The organism is Bradyrhizobium sp. MI1.3 (assembly GCF_055811695.1).
The window spans coordinates 56,094-69,826 of the sequence record NZ_JBVVPQ010000027.1; the positions used below are offsets into that span (position 1 = coordinate 56,094).

General features: G+C 64.1%; 14 protein-coding genes. 6 read left to right on the forward strand and 8 right to left on the reverse strand.

Translation table 11 applies throughout. From position 1 onward, the window contains the following. Positions 1–12: 12 nt before the first annotated feature. From AC0L3A_RS20775 to AC0L3A_RS20785, 3 genes are read right to left on the reverse strand one after another with little or no spacing between them, the layout of a single operon-like run. Positions 13–1,191, reverse strand: coding sequence for a saccharopine dehydrogenase family protein (locus tag AC0L3A_RS20775; protein WP_473255098.1), 1,179 nt, complete (start codon positions 1,189–1,191; stop codon positions 13–15). A gap of 14 nt (positions 1,192–1,205) precedes the next feature. Further along, complete coding sequence (locus AC0L3A_RS20780; RefSeq protein ID WP_007603460.1) at positions 1,206–1,988, reverse strand: DUF169 domain-containing protein; 783 nt, start codon at positions 1,986–1,988, stop codon at positions 1,206–1,208. A gap of 56 nt (positions 1,989–2,044) precedes the next feature. Beyond that, the gene (locus tag AC0L3A_RS20785; protein WP_245286059.1) at positions 2,045–2,794 is read right to left on the reverse strand and encodes a YdcF family protein; all 750 of its coding nucleotides are present in this window, start codon (positions 2,792–2,794) and stop codon (positions 2,045–2,047) included. Positions 2,795–2,976: 182 nt separating this feature from the next. Between AC0L3A_RS20785 and AC0L3A_RS20790 the strand changes: the two genes are divergently transcribed. From AC0L3A_RS20790 to AC0L3A_RS20800, 3 genes are all read left to right on the forward strand, one after another. Further along, entirely contained in the window at positions 2,977–3,918 is a 942-nt protein-coding gene (locus AC0L3A_RS20790) for an acetamidase/formamidase family protein (RefSeq protein WP_473255099.1), read from the forward strand. A gap of 199 nt (positions 3,919–4,117) precedes the next feature. Then, positions 4,118–4,315, forward strand: a complete 198-nt coding sequence (locus AC0L3A_RS20795; RefSeq protein WP_007603456.1) for a hypothetical protein — start codon at positions 4,118–4,120, stop codon at positions 4,313–4,315. Between the two features lie 73 nt (positions 4,316–4,388). Next, a complete protein-coding gene (locus AC0L3A_RS20800; protein WP_473255100.1) occupies positions 4,389–4,868 on the forward strand; it encodes a GcrA family cell cycle regulator in 480 nt (159 codons plus the stop codon). A 295-nt stretch (positions 4,869–5,163) separates the two neighbouring features. On the opposite strand, the gene AC0L3A_RS20805 is transcribed toward AC0L3A_RS20800, so the two are convergent. Continuing rightward, positions 5,164–6,720: a porin gene (locus AC0L3A_RS20805; RefSeq protein WP_473255101.1), complete on the reverse strand. Its 1,557-nt coding sequence runs from the start codon at positions 6,718–6,720 to the stop codon at positions 5,164–5,166. Positions 6,721–7,120: 400 nt separating this feature from the next. Here AC0L3A_RS20805 and AC0L3A_RS20810 point away from each other — a divergent pair, with 400 nt between their 5' ends. Continuing rightward, on the forward strand, positions 7,121–7,627 hold the full coding sequence (locus AC0L3A_RS20810) for a MarR family winged helix-turn-helix transcriptional regulator (RefSeq protein ID WP_027518311.1): 507 nt from the start codon (positions 7,121–7,123) through the stop codon (positions 7,625–7,627). 10 nt (positions 7,628–7,637) lie between these two features. On the opposite strand, the gene AC0L3A_RS20815 is transcribed toward AC0L3A_RS20810, so the two are convergent. The 3 genes from AC0L3A_RS20815 to AC0L3A_RS20825 all read right to left on the reverse strand — a co-directional run bounded on the left by AC0L3A_RS20815 (position 7,638) and on the right by AC0L3A_RS20825 (position 11,063). Then, positions 7,638–8,750: an alpha/beta hydrolase family protein gene (locus AC0L3A_RS20815; protein ID WP_473255102.1), complete on the reverse strand. Its 1,113-nt coding sequence runs from the start codon at positions 8,748–8,750 to the stop codon at positions 7,638–7,640. Between the two features lie 287 nt (positions 8,751–9,037). Continuing rightward, a complete protein-coding gene (locus AC0L3A_RS20820) occupies positions 9,038–10,009 on the reverse strand; it encodes an SDR family NAD(P)-dependent oxidoreductase (RefSeq protein WP_473255103.1) in 972 nt (323 codons plus the stop codon). A gap of 145 nt (positions 10,010–10,154) precedes the next feature. Then, entirely contained in the window at positions 10,155–11,063 is a 909-nt protein-coding gene (locus tag AC0L3A_RS20825; protein ID WP_473255104.1) for a dihydrodipicolinate synthase family protein, read from the reverse strand. Positions 11,064–11,393: 330 nt separating this feature from the next. Here AC0L3A_RS20825 and AC0L3A_RS20830 point away from each other — a divergent pair, with 330 nt between their 5' ends. Further along, complete coding sequence (locus AC0L3A_RS20830) at positions 11,394–11,633, forward strand: hypothetical protein (RefSeq protein WP_007603449.1); 240 nt, start codon at positions 11,394–11,396, stop codon at positions 11,631–11,633. 127 nt (positions 11,634–11,760) lie between these two features. On the opposite strand, the gene AC0L3A_RS20835 is transcribed toward AC0L3A_RS20830, so the two are convergent. Continuing rightward, positions 11,761–12,735 (reverse strand): alpha/beta fold hydrolase, encoded by a 975-nt coding sequence (locus AC0L3A_RS20835; RefSeq protein ID WP_473255105.1) that lies wholly within the window; start codon positions 12,733–12,735, stop codon positions 11,761–11,763. Between the two features lie 135 nt (positions 12,736–12,870). On the opposite strand from AC0L3A_RS20835, the gene AC0L3A_RS20840 reads away from it, so the two are divergent. Beyond that, positions 12,871–13,494, forward strand: a complete 624-nt coding sequence (locus tag AC0L3A_RS20840) for a TetR/AcrR family transcriptional regulator (protein WP_473255106.1) — start codon at positions 12,871–12,873, stop codon at positions 13,492–13,494. The last annotated feature ends 239 nt before the right edge of the window (positions 13,495–13,733 follow it).

Genomic DNA, 13,733 nt, shown 5'->3' on the forward strand with positions numbered 1-13,733 from the left:
GGATCGTGGGCTTTAAGCTTCCACAGCGAAGGTCAGCCCAGCATTCTCCTGCAGCCGCTTGATCAGCTTGTGCTGCATCGCCGCGCCCGGGGTCCAGAAGCCGGCTGCGACGTCGGTCGTGTCACGCAGCATGCAGATCGCGCATTCGGAGATCATCTTCGAGGTCGACCCGTAGCCGGGATCGCGGTCGCCGGTGACGCCGGCGCGAACCATGCGGCCATCGGGCGCGATCGCGATATAGAGCAGATCGAACAGACCGTTGTCGCGCTCTTCTTTCGACGGCCCCTCGCCGGGCTTCGGTGCGTCGGGGCCGGTCTTGCCCGCATTGGCAGCCATCACGAGCTTGGCGTTGGCCTCGCCCTTCTCGCCGGGACCGGTCAGGACCATCTCGTCGTAGACGAAGTCCTGGCCGTAGGGAAATCCCATCAGCATGTTGGAGCGGTGAACGTTGCGCGTGTTGATCAGCGCCATCATGAACGGCGCCGCCCAGGATTGCAGGTCCTCCTCGAAGGCGGCCCTGTTGCCTTTCGGCTGCTTCGGGCCGGTGAAGCCGGGCGTCAGCGCAAAATGATCGTTGAGAATGGCGACAAGGCTGAGATCCTTGGCCACCGCATCGAAGGTCGCCTTCGCGCTCGCGGCGGTGCCGCCCGAGAGCGTGCCGCGCATGTCGCGCACACGCCCTTTCACCCGCGAGGCCGGCGCGTCGAACACACGTTTGGCTTCTTCCTGGACGAAGAACGTGCCGAGCTCGAACGGCACGGAATCGTAGCCGCAGGAAAACACGATCCGCGCGCCGCTCTCTTTTGCAGCCGCCTCGTACTTGTCGATCATCTGGCGCATCCAGATCGGCTCGCCGCAGAGATCGAAATAATCCGTGCCCGTGGCCACGCAGGCCGCGAGCAGTTCCTCGCCGTAGAGCTGGTACGGCCCGACGGTGGTGATCACCGACATCGTCCGTTCCGCCATCGCCTTCAGCGAGGCCGCATCCCACGCATCAGCGACAATAAGCTCTGTATTCCCGGGCGCGCCGATCGCATCGCGGACCGATTTCAGCTTGCCGAGGCTGCGGCCCGCCATCGCCCATTTGAGCGAATGGTCGCTCTTGTAATGCTGGGTCAGGTATTCGGCGACGAGCTGGCCGGTAAAACCGGTCGCGCCATAGACGACGATGTCGAATTTCGCAGAGCTCATGGTCGGCCTTTGCTTTACTTCTTCGCGTAGCTCACGCCCATGCCGGCACGGACGTCGCTTTGGATACCATAGGGCGGGATCGGATAACGCAGTCCGTTCTTGGCCAACGCCTTCATGCCCACAACCGCCTTGGCGAGATGCTCGGGCTTCAAGGCCATCAGCATCTCCTCGTCCGGCACGCCGCCATAGCGCCGTTCGGCATAGCATGGCAAGGACAGGCTGGGCTCGCCGCTCTTGAGCGCCCTGCCCCAGGAGTCGGCGCAGGCGGTCTCGCCGACCACGCCCCATTCGAACTTCTTGTAGCCGGTATATTGCAGCCCGTTGATCAGGATGATCATCTGCCCCGGCGTCGCATAGACGAGACAGATGTCCGGCGGATCGAGCCGGCCGCTCGCCAGCGGGCTGACCGCAAGCGCCTGATATTGCCCGAACGGAACCACATCCAACGCCTCCTGGCGCTTGCGTGCGTCCTCGGCCGTGCCGTGCCAGACCCCGACATAGTTTTCGCCGGCGAGCCATTTCTCATCCTGCGGTGCAAGACCGATCACGGCGCGGCATTGCGCGCCGACGAGATCGTCGGCGGTGATGCCGACGGTCCAGCCCAGACGCGCCGCCATGCTGACGATCTGGTCGGTGGTGTGGACCGCGTTCGGCCGCCGGATCTTCGGGATTGCCTCCATGTCCGCGGTCCGCGCGAACAGCTTCATGCCGATCACCGTGGTCTTCAGCCGCAACAGGCTGTTGAGATCGGTGACGAGGCCGGCAAGATCGATGCTGTCTGCACTCTGCTGTTGCATGGCGTCCTCCCGGCCGGCCGTCGCGCGCCGGCGCTGTTATTGCTTGTTGAACGGTTCTAGTCCTTCGCCGGTCCCGGGAGCAACTCGCCAGTCCGGCCCATCAGGCGGTAGGCGACGAGCCCGATCCATTCGCGCACGGCGACCTCGGTTCGGCCGAGCCCGTCCGTGCCGACATTGGTGAAAGAGAAGAGATCGTCACGCCCGCCCATTCGCCAGTCTACGGGATAGGCTTCGACGTCAAATCCCGCCTTGCGAAAGATCCCCATCGAACGCGGCATGTGAAAGGCCGAGGTGACCAGGAGCCAGCGTTCGCCCGGTTTCGGTGATACCAATTGCCTGGTGAAGATCGCATTCTCGTAGGTGTTGCGAGAGTCCCGCTCGAGGATCAGGCGCTGCTTCGCGATGCCCAGATTCTCCAGGATCGGCGCGGAGTAGTCGGCCTCCCGGGAGTCCGTCGAAACCAGGTTCGCGGTGCCCCCGGTGAAAACAACGCGCGTGTTCGGATAGCGGCGCGCGAGCTCGGCCGGCGCAAACAGGCGATCGGCCGCGTGCGCCACGACCGGCGTGCGGTGTGCCGCCGACAGATCGGTGTCGACCGAGCCGCCGAGCACGATGATGCCGTCGGGCGCGCCGCGCGACGGATCCCACGGCGGAAAACGCGACTCCAGCGGATAGAGCAAGAGGTTGCCGAGCGGCGAAAACGCGGCGAGCGCCAGCATGATCAGCGTGGCCGCGGCGAGCTTGCGGCCGAAGGCGGCAAAGCGCGTCGCCATCAGGACGACCGAGACGATTCCGAGCTCGATCATCAAGTTGATCGGCAGCACCGCGGCGCCGAGGGTCTTGGACAGGACAAAAAGCAGGGGAGCCTCGCTGGAATGGTCGTGCCTGTTGCGCGCGGGCTTGACCCGCCCGTCGATCTTCAGAAAGCTTCTTGGAAGAGGATCAATTGCCTGGTCAAGCCCGGGCCTGTGAAACGGACGGACGCCACATGACCCATCACCACCTGCATTCCAGCCCCGAGACCTGTCATTGGGGCTTCTTCGAGGCTGCGCTCAAGCCCGTCCTCACCATCGCGAGCGGCGACGAGGTCACGGTCGACACCATCAGCGGCGGTCCGGATATGCTGCCCGACCGCAGCAAGTTTCACATTCCGCCCGAGATGCACGAGGTTCATGCCAAGAACGAGCGCATGCTGCCGGGCCACATCCTCACCGGCCCGATCGCAGTCGAGGGCGCCGAGCCCGGCGATGTGCTCGCGGTCGAGATCCTCGACGTCCAGCTCCGGCAGGATTGGGGCTGGAACATGATCAAGCCGCTGTCCGGCACCCTGCCCGACGATTTCCACGAGACGCGCATCCTGAACATCCCGCTCGACCGGTCGCGGATGGTCGCCCGCATGCCGTGGGGGCTCGACCTGCCGCTCAAGCCGTTCTTCGGCGTCATGGGCGTTTCACCGCCTCCCGCCTGGGGCCGCATCTCCTCGCTGGTCCCGCGCGCCATGGGCGGCAATCTCGACAACAAGGAGCTTGGCGTCGGGGCGACGCTGTATCTGCCGGTGTTCGTCCCGGGCGCGCTGTTCTCCTGCGGCGATGGCCACGGCGTGCAGGGCGACGGCGAGGTCTGCGTCACCGCGATCGAGACCGCGCTCCAGGGCCGCTTCCGTCTGACGCTGCGCAAGGACCTCAGGCTCGACTATCCCCGTGGCGAGACGGCGACGCACTACATGACCATGGCCATGGACCCCGACCTCGACCAGTGCGTGGTGCGGGCACTGCGCGACATGATCGTGCTGCTCGGCGAAAGGCGCAATTTGTCGCGCGAGGACGCCTATACGCTGTGCAGCCTGGCGGCCGATCTGCGGGTGACCCAAACCGTCAACGGCTCCAAAGGCATCCATTGCATGATCGAAAAGGCGATCGTGCACGGCTGAGCCGACCCGCCCACGCCTGACCGGTCGAAGCTACGCCGCCGCCTGCCTGCCGCGCGGCGTGCCTTGTCATGCCTAATTTCCCTCGCGATTCCAACAGGCTGAACACGGGCCGCAGCCTGCATTTGACTTCTGCCTCTAAACCTAAATAGAGTCTTAATCGTAACTTTTATGTACCCGCGTATGAGGCTAGCGTTCGTCCATGGCCACCGAAAAAGCCGAGACTGACCGCATTCCCGTAACCTTGGCGCTCTCGACCATCACCTATCTGGAGAAGCTGGTGAGACAGGGCACCCACGGCACCAGCGTTCCCGGCGTCGCACGTACCTTGATCGAGGAAGGCATCCGTCTCGCCATCAAGGACGGGCTTTTGTCGATCCGCGACAATGGCAGGACGTGAGCGCGCGCCGAACGTGAGGCGGACGGATCTCGAGAGGCGGATTGGCCGACATCTGCAACCTGGGACCGCACCAATGCCTGTTCTCTCACCAACCTGGACCGACGAACGACTTGAACTTTTGAAGCAGCATTTCGAGGCCGGCCTCTCCTGCCGCGAGATCGCCGCCGACATCGGCGTCAGCCGCAATGCCGTGATCGGCAAGCTGTCTCGCCTCAATCTGACGCGCGGCCGGACCATCGACGACCGCAAGGTTCAGGACAGGGGCTTGGCGCCTTCGCGCACGCAGCGGACCGTGCCGCGGCTGCAATACGAGATGCTCGCCACGATCTATGGCGAGACCAGTGCGCCGATGGTCGCCGCTCCGATCGACGACGCCAATCGCTGCTCGCTACTCGAACTTGCCGAGAACCGCTGCCGTTGGCCGATCTCGACGCCCGGCGCAGACGATTTCTGCTTCTGCGGCAACTCCGCGCCCGACGGCCAGTCCTATTGCGCCGGCCACAGCCGCCTCGCCTACCGGCCGAATTCCCGCGCGCGCGTCATGCGCGCTTAGAACCGTATCCTAGAGCCGTGTCCCCGAACGAAAAACCTCCGGCAGGGCATTGCCGGAGGTTTCTGGAGGTTTAGCATCAAGTCAGAGCCGCAACTTTCGTCATCGGCTTCGAGTTATATAGCTTAGTAACTCAGGTAAGTAAATAAATTTGGGGCCGATTGAATCGCATGGCTCGTCTTCGTCGCCCGCACAGGCTGCCGGATTTTCCGAAAGCCATCTTTCGTAAAAGCGCTCATCTCATAACAAAGCCCCGGCGGTGTCCCGCCGGGGCTGCGTCATATCCGAAGACCAAGGCTTACCAGTTGCGCTGGGCGCGAACCAACAGGCTGTAGGTGTCCTGGTCCTTCAGCTCATAGGCCGCCGCAGGCTTGGCAACGCTGGTGAGCGCCGGCGTCGTGATCACGCCCGAGTACTTCTGGTCAAGATGGCTGTAGGTGAAGTCAGCCGAGAAGGTCAGGTTCTTGACCGGGGTCCAGCGGGTGATGACACCGATCTGGCCGATGTTGAAGTCGGGGTTGCAGGTGCCGGTCAGGGTCGCGAACGCGGCGCTGCCGCAGATCATGCCCTTGGCCGTGCCGCTGTAGTTGACGGCAGCCCACGCACCATAGAGCGCCGAGTTCCAGTACGGGCTCCAGTTGTGGGTGTAGGCACCACGGAAGCCGTAGGTCTTGGTCAGCTCGAGGCCGCTGCCGGGTGCGAACACCGCGTCAGACACGCCGGCGAAGCCGATGCTCTGATACGCGCCGCCCGAACCGCCGAACATCGAGTAGCTGGTCGCTGCCAGCTCCTGGAAGTTGTAGCGGCTCGCGCCGTCGGTGTAGACGCCCGAGATGTTGATCACGTCGCCGGCGCCGGTCGGGATGTTCTTGATCGACAGAGCCAGCTGGACAGCCCAGCCCCACTTGTCTTCAGGATGACCGGTGGCTTCGCTCGCGCCGTAATAGCCGACGTGGTTGTCGTGCGCCGCGACCGAGGCCTGGAACAGGCCCCAGGCCTGGTCGACCCGAAGCGTGCCGACGAGATCGGGGGAGCGGGTGCCGCCGAGATCGTTGGAGCCGTAGGCACCGCCGAGAACGCCGGTGGTGGACATGCCGGCCGTGTTCCAGAGCGCGGTCTGGAACACCTGCGTCTGGTCCTGGGCCGAGACGATCGCCGTCACGCCCTGGCCCAAATCGGCGGTGTAGGTGAACTGGGCAACACCGTTGGTGCTGCCGCTGCCGCCGACGAGCTGGTCGAAGTTGTTGCCGGGATAGTTGATCCAGGGCGCGTCGAACTGCGACACGGCTTTACCCATGGTGAAGCCGGCGAACTGGATGAAGGCGTAGTAGACGCCGAGCGCACCGCCCGAGGTGGTGCCGTCGGTGCCGTTGACGGCGCCGCTGGTCGAGCCGATCAGGCCCGTGCCTGCGGCGTTGAGGCCGAGCGTGCCGCTGTACTGGGTGGCACCCGTTCCCGAACCGGCGCCGACATAGTTGCCGGTCGTCCAGGTGAAGACCGCATCGAAATAGGTGCGGACAACGCCGTACTCGGTCGCGGTGCGGGTGTCGATGTTGAGATCTTCACGGGCGCGCATCGAGTAATAGTTCGTCAGGCGGTTGTTCGCCGCGAAGACGTTGTTGTACTGGGCGCTGTAGTTGCCGCCGGCATTGAGCGCCACTTCGGCACGCAGATAGCCGCCCAGCTTGATGCAGGTGTCGCTGCCCGGGATGTAGTAGAAACCCGCGCCGTAGAGCGAGCAGACCTTCACGTACTCGACCGCCTTGGCCTTGACCGGAAGATCAGCCGCCTGAGCTCCACTGACGGCGATCAGACCCGCCGCAGTGCCGAGCAAAAGGCTCTTCACCACTTTCATATTAAAAACCTCCAAGTTGCTCATGTTACGAAGACCGGACCATGAGGTCCCCCAGATCCCCGTCTTTCAAATCCGCTCGGCCGCTTTGCGCACACACCCGCTTTCGACGCGAGGGACGTGGGCGAACCAGCTGCAACGGGACGATCGAGTACCCCCCACCGTCACGACGCAATATGCCCGCGCCGTTCACTAATCAAAATACCTTATTTGGTAAGCTTTGTGGTTTCGCTAAACCTGTGCCCCGCACGCAACACCATTGCGAAGCGATTCCGTGAGCTGATCATCTTTGTAGTTTTAGTGACAAAATTACCCTGCTCTGCACTTGCGTCAGAGCAGGCTTGCGTGGACTATGGCTTGCACGACACCGGCCGCATACAAATCAGATCACGGGAGTGACGCTGTGTCAGCGACGAGGAAAGAAGGGGCGCGCCTCCGCTCCATCGGCAATCTGGATATCATCAGGCGCTTCACCTGGGAGATATCGTCGATCAACATGTACCTGGAGGAGCTGCGTCAGTTCTGGGCGAGAACGCTCGGCATCAGCGGCCCGCAATGGCTGATCCTGATGGCGATCTCCGACCTCGACAAGGACGACGGCATTCCGGTCAACGTCGTCTCGAAACTCCTCCACGTCGATCCGTCGTTCGTCACCACCCAGTCCAAGCTGCTCGAGAAGAAGGCCCTGTTGCGCCGTCGCCCCTCGCCGACCGACGCAAGGGTGGTGCGGCTGTCCCTGACCGAGAAGACGCAGAAGCACCTGGCGAGCCTCAACGAGCAGTACAAGACGATCAGGGAATTCGTCTTCCAGGAGTTCGACGAGAAAGAACTCACCGAATTCACCACCAAGCTCGCGATGCTGAAGACCCGTCTCGAAAAGGCCTGCGTCCGCCTGACCCTCGACTTCTGACGCAGACGCTCTAGATGCGCCCCGCGGCGCCGAGCCGCGATTCCAGCCAGTCGAAGATGTATTCGTTGGCGAGGCTCGGATTGTCCGCATGGGCCTGCGCCGCGCCGGTTTCGGCCGCGGTGAACACCTTCAACATGACATCCGAACTGCCGAGCCGGGACGTCTGGACGATCTGACGCGCCCGATCGGCCTTGAGCCAGCCGTCCTCACCGAGCGTGATCAGCACCGGACAATCGGCGCTGGCGGCCATCAGCGGAGCGTGCGGCACCGGAACGATGCTGACGTCGCTCATCGCGAATCGGCTGGCAAAGAAGGCCCGCTCGTGCAGGTCCCACAGGCCGCCGTCGCAGACGGCGGCGGCAAGCCGCGGCTCCTGCAGCACCGCGCGCGCCACGAAGGAAGAACCCCAGCCATCGGCGACGATCGCGACGCGCTCGAAATCGACCTCGTTGCGCGTCTCCAGATAGTCCATGACGCACGGAATCGCACTCTCGAGATCCCGGCGCCGCAACAGCGCGTCGAGATGATCGTCGCGCTGGTCGCCGAACAGGTCCAGCGCCAGCAGCGAGAAGCCGCGCTCGCGCGCATGCGGCGCGAGCTTGAACAGAAACTCTTCCTTGCGGTGGCCGGGCTCGCCGATGCAGATCACGGTCGGGGCTCGCAGACGTCCCGATGGCGCGGGCAGGAAATAGCCCTGCAACGAATGGCCGTCGAGCCAGGGGATCGTCATGACTTCGCCGGCAGGCTCGCGCGCGGCGAGGAAGCGGCGGGCGCAATCCTGCATCGCGAGGACCGCGACCCAGCGGCGCTCGTCCGCCTGATCGAGCGGCATTGCGGCCGCACTGTAGTAATTCATGGCGCGGAGCCAGTTGCGCTGCGCAGTCGCCCTGTGACCTTCCGCGAACGCGGCCTCGGCACGAAGTCGATTGGCTTGCGCCAGATTCTTCCACTCACGATGCCAGGACTGGTCTTCGCCCCGCTTCAGCCGCCGCGCGATCATCAGGCATTCCGCGATCGTGGCGCCGCCCTCCTGGGCCGCGGTGAGGAGCCGCGTGAACTCAGCGGAGATGTCCTCTCGCTCCGGGCAAAGGATCCAGTCGTCGGAGAGGCATGCGGGTATCATCGGGAGCTACGCTCTGGTCATCGCCTTACAGATGACTGACTAAACTATTTTGGTTCCCTGACCAAGCTGCGGTGCGCCGAATGAGAGCCGTTCGAGATCACCATCGCTTGAACGCAGGGACGTCTCGCATGCGTGACATTCCAATTCGTCATGAGTGACTGAACACTGGCAGGAAGAATGGCGGCGAACTGGCAAGAGAACTGGCAAGAGGTGGCACGCGAAATTGCCTGCGCGCCTCTTGCCATGATGCTCATCATACCTATATCCGCGCTCGCTCGGCGGCCGCCTCAGCCGAGCCGCCAGCCGACCTCCTGCGTAAAACTTTCGTAGAACGCGCGGTCGTAGGCCTGCTCCGGCGTGGCGCGCACGCGCTGGTCGAGGCGCTTTGCGTCCTCGCCCACGAGAATGCGCCATTGCTCCGCCTTGACCCCGTCGAGGATGATCCTGGCGGCCTGCGCCGCCGTCGTCGGCGCATCCTCGAGGAAGCTGCGGGCGCGCTCAGCGAACGCCGCCTGGATGTCCTCGTCCGACATCTTGTCGGCATCCGGCACGCCGGCCGCGACCATGCGCTTGCGGGTCAGCGCAACCTCGTCGGCATTGAGCCGCTCCGAGCCGTCGGCGCTCTGCACCTTGCGCGAGTTGGAGACGATCGAGGTGCCGATATGGCCGGGCATCACCACCGAGCATTTGACGTGCGGCGCGTGCAGGCGGAGGTCATTGATCAGCGCTTCGGTAAATCCCTTCACGGCGAACTTCGCCGAGCTGTAGGCGGTGTGGGACTGGGTCATGCCGATCGAGGCCCAGAAGCCGTTGACGCTCGCGGTGTTGACGATGTGGGCCTCGTCGGCTGCGACCAGCATCGGCAGGAAGGTGCGGACGCCGAGATAGACCCCGCCCCAGCAGATGTTGAAGGTGCGCTCCCACTGCTCGCGCGTGTTGGTGAACAGGCTGCCGCCGCCGCCGATGCCGGCGTTGTTGAACAGAAGGTGGATCCGGTCGGTCTTCTGCTGCTCGGCGAGCTCGTCGCGGAATCGCTTGAGATGATCCTCGATCGAGACGTCGGCGACGTGGGTCGTGACGCGCAGGCCCTGCGGCAGCTTCTCGACCTCGCACAGCCGCTTGGTCTCGGCCATCGCGGCTTCCGAGACGTCGCACATCGCGACATTGCAGCCCTCGGCGACGAGCTGCCGCGCGAGCTCGCGTCCCATTCCCGTGCCGCCGCCGGTGATGACGGCGATCTTTCCTGCAAAATCCTTCATGGGACTTTCGGCCCCTCCCTTGTCGGTATGTTTCTTCACAGCTCGCGCCGCGCGCATCTGAGCGCGCGCAAAATGTAGCAGCGCCGCATCCGCAGGTAAAAGCGGATCGGCGCTGCCATGGTCATCAGTTATTTCGGGGCGTGGACTATTCGGCCGCCTCGACGCGCCGCCCGTTCAACGCGCCGAGCCCGTCCAGCGCCTTGCGGATCGCCGCCTGCTGCGCGCTTGATGCCTCCGGCATCGGCGCGCGCGGATAAGTCCTGGGCAGGCCCTGCAGCGTCTGCGCATAGCGCGTGCAGGCCGGTAGATTGTCGGCAATGACGGCGTTCCACAGCGTCAGCAACTTCTTGTGCAGGTCGAGCGCGCGCGGATGGTCGCCCGCCTTCACCGCATCCCACAGCGCGACGGAGGCATGCGGCGCCGCGGTCAGGATCGCGGCGATCGAGCCATGGGCCCCCAATGTGTAGGACGGATACATCAGGGCATCGACCGCGCTGTAGATCAGCTTGTCGGGAGCCATCATCATGAGGTCCGCGAACAGTTTCAGGTCCCCCGCGCTCTGCTTGACGCCGACCACCAGCGGCACCTCGGTCATGATCCGCGTCAGCAGCGCCGGCGAAAGATAGGACCACGGCACCACATTGTAGATGATGATGGGCATGCCGGTCTCGTCAGCCATGGCGCGGAAATGCGCCACCATCGCCTCGTCGTCCGGCTTGAACAGATAGTGCACCGGCGTGACCTGGAGTGCCGCGACATTCATGTCGCGCACCAGCTTGCCGCGGCGGATCGCATCGCGCGTGGAATCGACGATGATGCCCGCGATCACGGGAATGCGTCCCTTCACCGCCGCAACGGTCGCCTCCATCAGGTCGCGATATTCTTCGTGATCGAGCGTGTGCCCCTCGCCGGTCGAGCCGCCCGCCGCGACGCCATGCGCGCCGGCGCCGATCATCCAGTCGACCTGTGGCGCCACAAGAGTGTAGTCGATCTCGCCATCCTTGCGGAACGGCGTCGTCATCGGCGGAATCACGCCGGTCGGTCGTGTCTTCATGGTGTGCCCTCGCGTTTCCATATCCCTTGTGGCGGCCCCGCTCTTTTGGGGGTGGTCACGGTCCTTCCGAGCCTACTGGCTGCGCGCGGCCTGTGAAGCGCCACCGGCGCGGCACTGCCCCCACAATCGATCATCCCTGCGCCTCACCCCCGCCGGTTCCCCGTATTTGTCCGGCTTCGGTTTAAGGGGAATTTTTTTACAATCCGAATCGCTAAAGGGAGTCCAGGCGCTGGGTCGAGTCGGCCAGGCCAGCGTGTTGTTTGCGTCACAGGCTCTGGCACTCCGCTTGCATCCTCTTCGTGGTCAGAAACTACCGATGAGGTGACTGGAATGTTCGTGACCGTCGTTGCCGTGCTCTGCCGGCTGAGTGCAGCCAGCTCAGGCAGTTGCATCGAGGAAATCGTGACCGACAGCAACATGACGCCCGAGATGTCGATGATGCAGTGCGCGATCGGCGCACAGGCCCCCCTGGCGAAGTGGATGGGCGAGCATCCGATCTACCACGCCAACTGGCGGCTCGATCGCTACAAATGCGTTCCGGGTCGCTACGAGATCAAGGGCCACGCCTAAGGCCCCGCAAAACTACGTCTATCGAGGAAACGCCCGGGGGCCCTGCCTTGTCGCTCCGCATGGGCACCGTTAGCGCCAGCCCCCATCGTGGTGCCGCCGCGTCCTGTGACAACCGTCACGCTTCCCCTCAAGCCACTGCACGAAGAATCATCGCACGCGCTTTGCGCCCCTCCGGTGTCGGCATCAGCGCATAATTGTGCGGCTGGTCGCGCAAGAGATGCAGCTCCGCCGGCACGTTGACCGCCCTTGCCCTCTCCGCGAGACCGACACTGTCGGGATAGAGCAGATCGCGCGTCCCGGAGAAGATGAGCATCGGCGCGAACGCGCGAAACCCGCCGTTGAGCGGGCTGACGAAGGGATGGTCGATATCGAGCTCGCCGGCATAGAGCCGCCCTGCTTCGAGAATCCCGGGAATGTCCTGGATCGGATCGCGCGCGGCGATCTCGACCTGCTCCGGACGGCTGACCGACGCATCCGCCGCGGGAGAGATCAGCACGAGCCGGTTCGGCTGCCGATGCCTGCGATCACGCAGCCACTGGCAGGCGGCGAGCGCAAGGCCCGCCCCGGCCGAATTGCCGACCACCGTGACCTTTGCGGGACCCGCATCCTCCAGCAGCATCCGCAACAGCTCGGCTGTCGCCGGCACGACGTCCTTCGCGGTCGCGCGCGGCGCAAGCGGATAGATCGGCACCACGCAGACGATGCCCGCCTTGCGAGTCATCTGGCCAACGAAGCGCCAATGCGCCGGCACGATCTCGTTGATGTAGCCGCCGCCATGCAGGAACATGACGTAGTTGCAGCCCTCATGGCCCGATGACGGCGCCGTGTAATAGACCGGCCACCCTCCCATCTTGGTCAACGTCGCCTCGACGCCGCGCCCGAGCCCCGTCGGCTCAAACGAGGCCGGCTCCAGCGCGAGCTTCTGCACGTGCGCCTGCACCGCCTCGGCGGACGCGAGCTGCTCCTTGTACGGAAGCTGCCTCAGCAGCATGTTGAAGGCGCGGCTTTGCAGGCTTGGTGCGGGTTCGCGCCGGGACGGCGCACTGAAGACGCAACCGCCCGGACAGAACTGCAAGGCCGACACAAGTCTTGCAACGCTCATCTTGCAACGCTCATGGCCACATCCCCATCTGGCACTTTCGACAGGGCGACAAAGAGGCTTGCCGGCCCGCCGCCATTTGCCGCTATATTGCGAGCATTCACTCGCTTTTCCTACTCGCATTCAGATCACAAGGCCGTGGCCCGTAAACCACCCACAAAGCCGCGGAAGAACGCCTCGCAGGAGCGATCCCGCGTCACCGTCGACGCCCTAGTCGAGGCAACCGCTCGCATTCTGGCCAAGGAAGGCTTTGAGAAGGCCAGCACCAACCGCATCGCCGAAGTCGCCGGCGTCAGCGTCGGCTCGCTCTACCAGTATTTTCCGGGCAAGGAGGCGCTCGTCGCCGCCGTGATCGACCGTCACAACGAGGAGATCATGCAGGTCGTGCGCGCCGCGCTGACTGAGGTCGCCGAGATGCCGATCGAAAAGGCCGTGCGTCGCCTCGTCACGGTCGCACTCGAAGCTCACCGTATCGACCCAAAACTGCACCGCGTGCTCGCCGAGCAGATTCCCCGCACCGGGCAGCTCGCCGACGTCGAAGTCTTCAACCGCGAAGTCCACACCCTCGTCCGCGCCTATCTCGAAAGCCGCCGCAAGGAGATGCGCAAGATCGATCCGGGGCTAGCCACGTTCATTTGCGTCAGCACGATCGAGGCCGTCGCACACAACGCCGTGCTGAATCAGGCGGAGCTACTCTCAGAGAAGATGGTGCGGACGCTGGTGGACGAGACGACGCGGATGGTGGTGGGGTATTTGAGGTAGGCTTGGCGCTGCAATCACAACTGTGCGGACATTATCAGGCAGTTCCGTCGCGAGCCGGGCTGCGCCACGGTTCGGAAGGCCGCCAAAGCCCTTGAGGCGCAACGGACCGAAGCCAGCTGCCCTATAGCTGTTTACTTGCAAGCGTGAATCGATCGCAGATCGCATAGATGCTCGAAGCAATGGCGAGGCACTGCGGTTGGAAGCCCTTGGTGGTCGTCAGGAGGTCAGCTGGGCGAAAC

Excerpts from the sequence above, each read along its gene's own strand:
- AC0L3A_RS20775 (WP_473255098.1), bottom strand. The coding sequence starts at position 1,191 with ATGAGCTCTGCGAAATTCGACATCGTCGTCTATGGCGCGACCGGTTTT.
- AC0L3A_RS20780 (WP_007603460.1), bottom strand. The coding sequence starts at position 1,988 with ATGCAACAGCAGAGTGCAGACAGCATCGATCTTGCCGGCCTCGTCACC.
- AC0L3A_RS20785 (WP_245286059.1), bottom strand. The coding sequence starts at position 2,794 with ATGATCGAGCTCGGAATCGTCTCGGTCGTCCTGATGGCGACGCGCTTT.
- AC0L3A_RS20790 (WP_473255099.1), top strand. The coding sequence starts at position 2,977 with ATGACCCATCACCACCTGCATTCCAGCCCCGAGACCTGTCATTGGGGC.
- AC0L3A_RS20795 (WP_007603456.1), top strand. The coding sequence starts at position 4,118 with ATGGCCACCGAAAAAGCCGAGACTGACCGCATTCCCGTAACCTTGGCG.
- AC0L3A_RS20800 (WP_473255100.1), top strand. The coding sequence starts at position 4,389 with ATGCCTGTTCTCTCACCAACCTGGACCGACGAACGACTTGAACTTTTG.
- AC0L3A_RS20805 (WP_473255101.1), bottom strand. The coding sequence starts at position 6,720 with ATGAAAGTGGTGAAGAGCCTTTTGCTCGGCACTGCGGCGGGTCTGATC.
- AC0L3A_RS20815 (WP_473255102.1), bottom strand. The coding sequence starts at position 8,750 with ATGATACCCGCATGCCTCTCCGACGACTGGATCCTTTGCCCGGAGCGA.
- AC0L3A_RS20820 (WP_473255103.1), bottom strand. The coding sequence starts at position 10,009 with ATGAAGGATTTTGCAGGAAAGATCGCCGTCATCACCGGCGGCGGCACG.
- AC0L3A_RS20825 (WP_473255104.1), bottom strand. The coding sequence starts at position 11,063 with ATGAAGACACGACCGACCGGCGTGATTCCGCCGATGACGACGCCGTTC.
- AC0L3A_RS20830 (WP_007603449.1), top strand. The coding sequence starts at position 11,394 with ATGTTCGTGACCGTCGTTGCCGTGCTCTGCCGGCTGAGTGCAGCCAGC.
- AC0L3A_RS20835 (WP_473255105.1), bottom strand. The coding sequence starts at position 12,735 with ATGAGCGTTGCAAGACTTGTGTCGGCCTTGCAGTTCTGTCCGGGCGGT.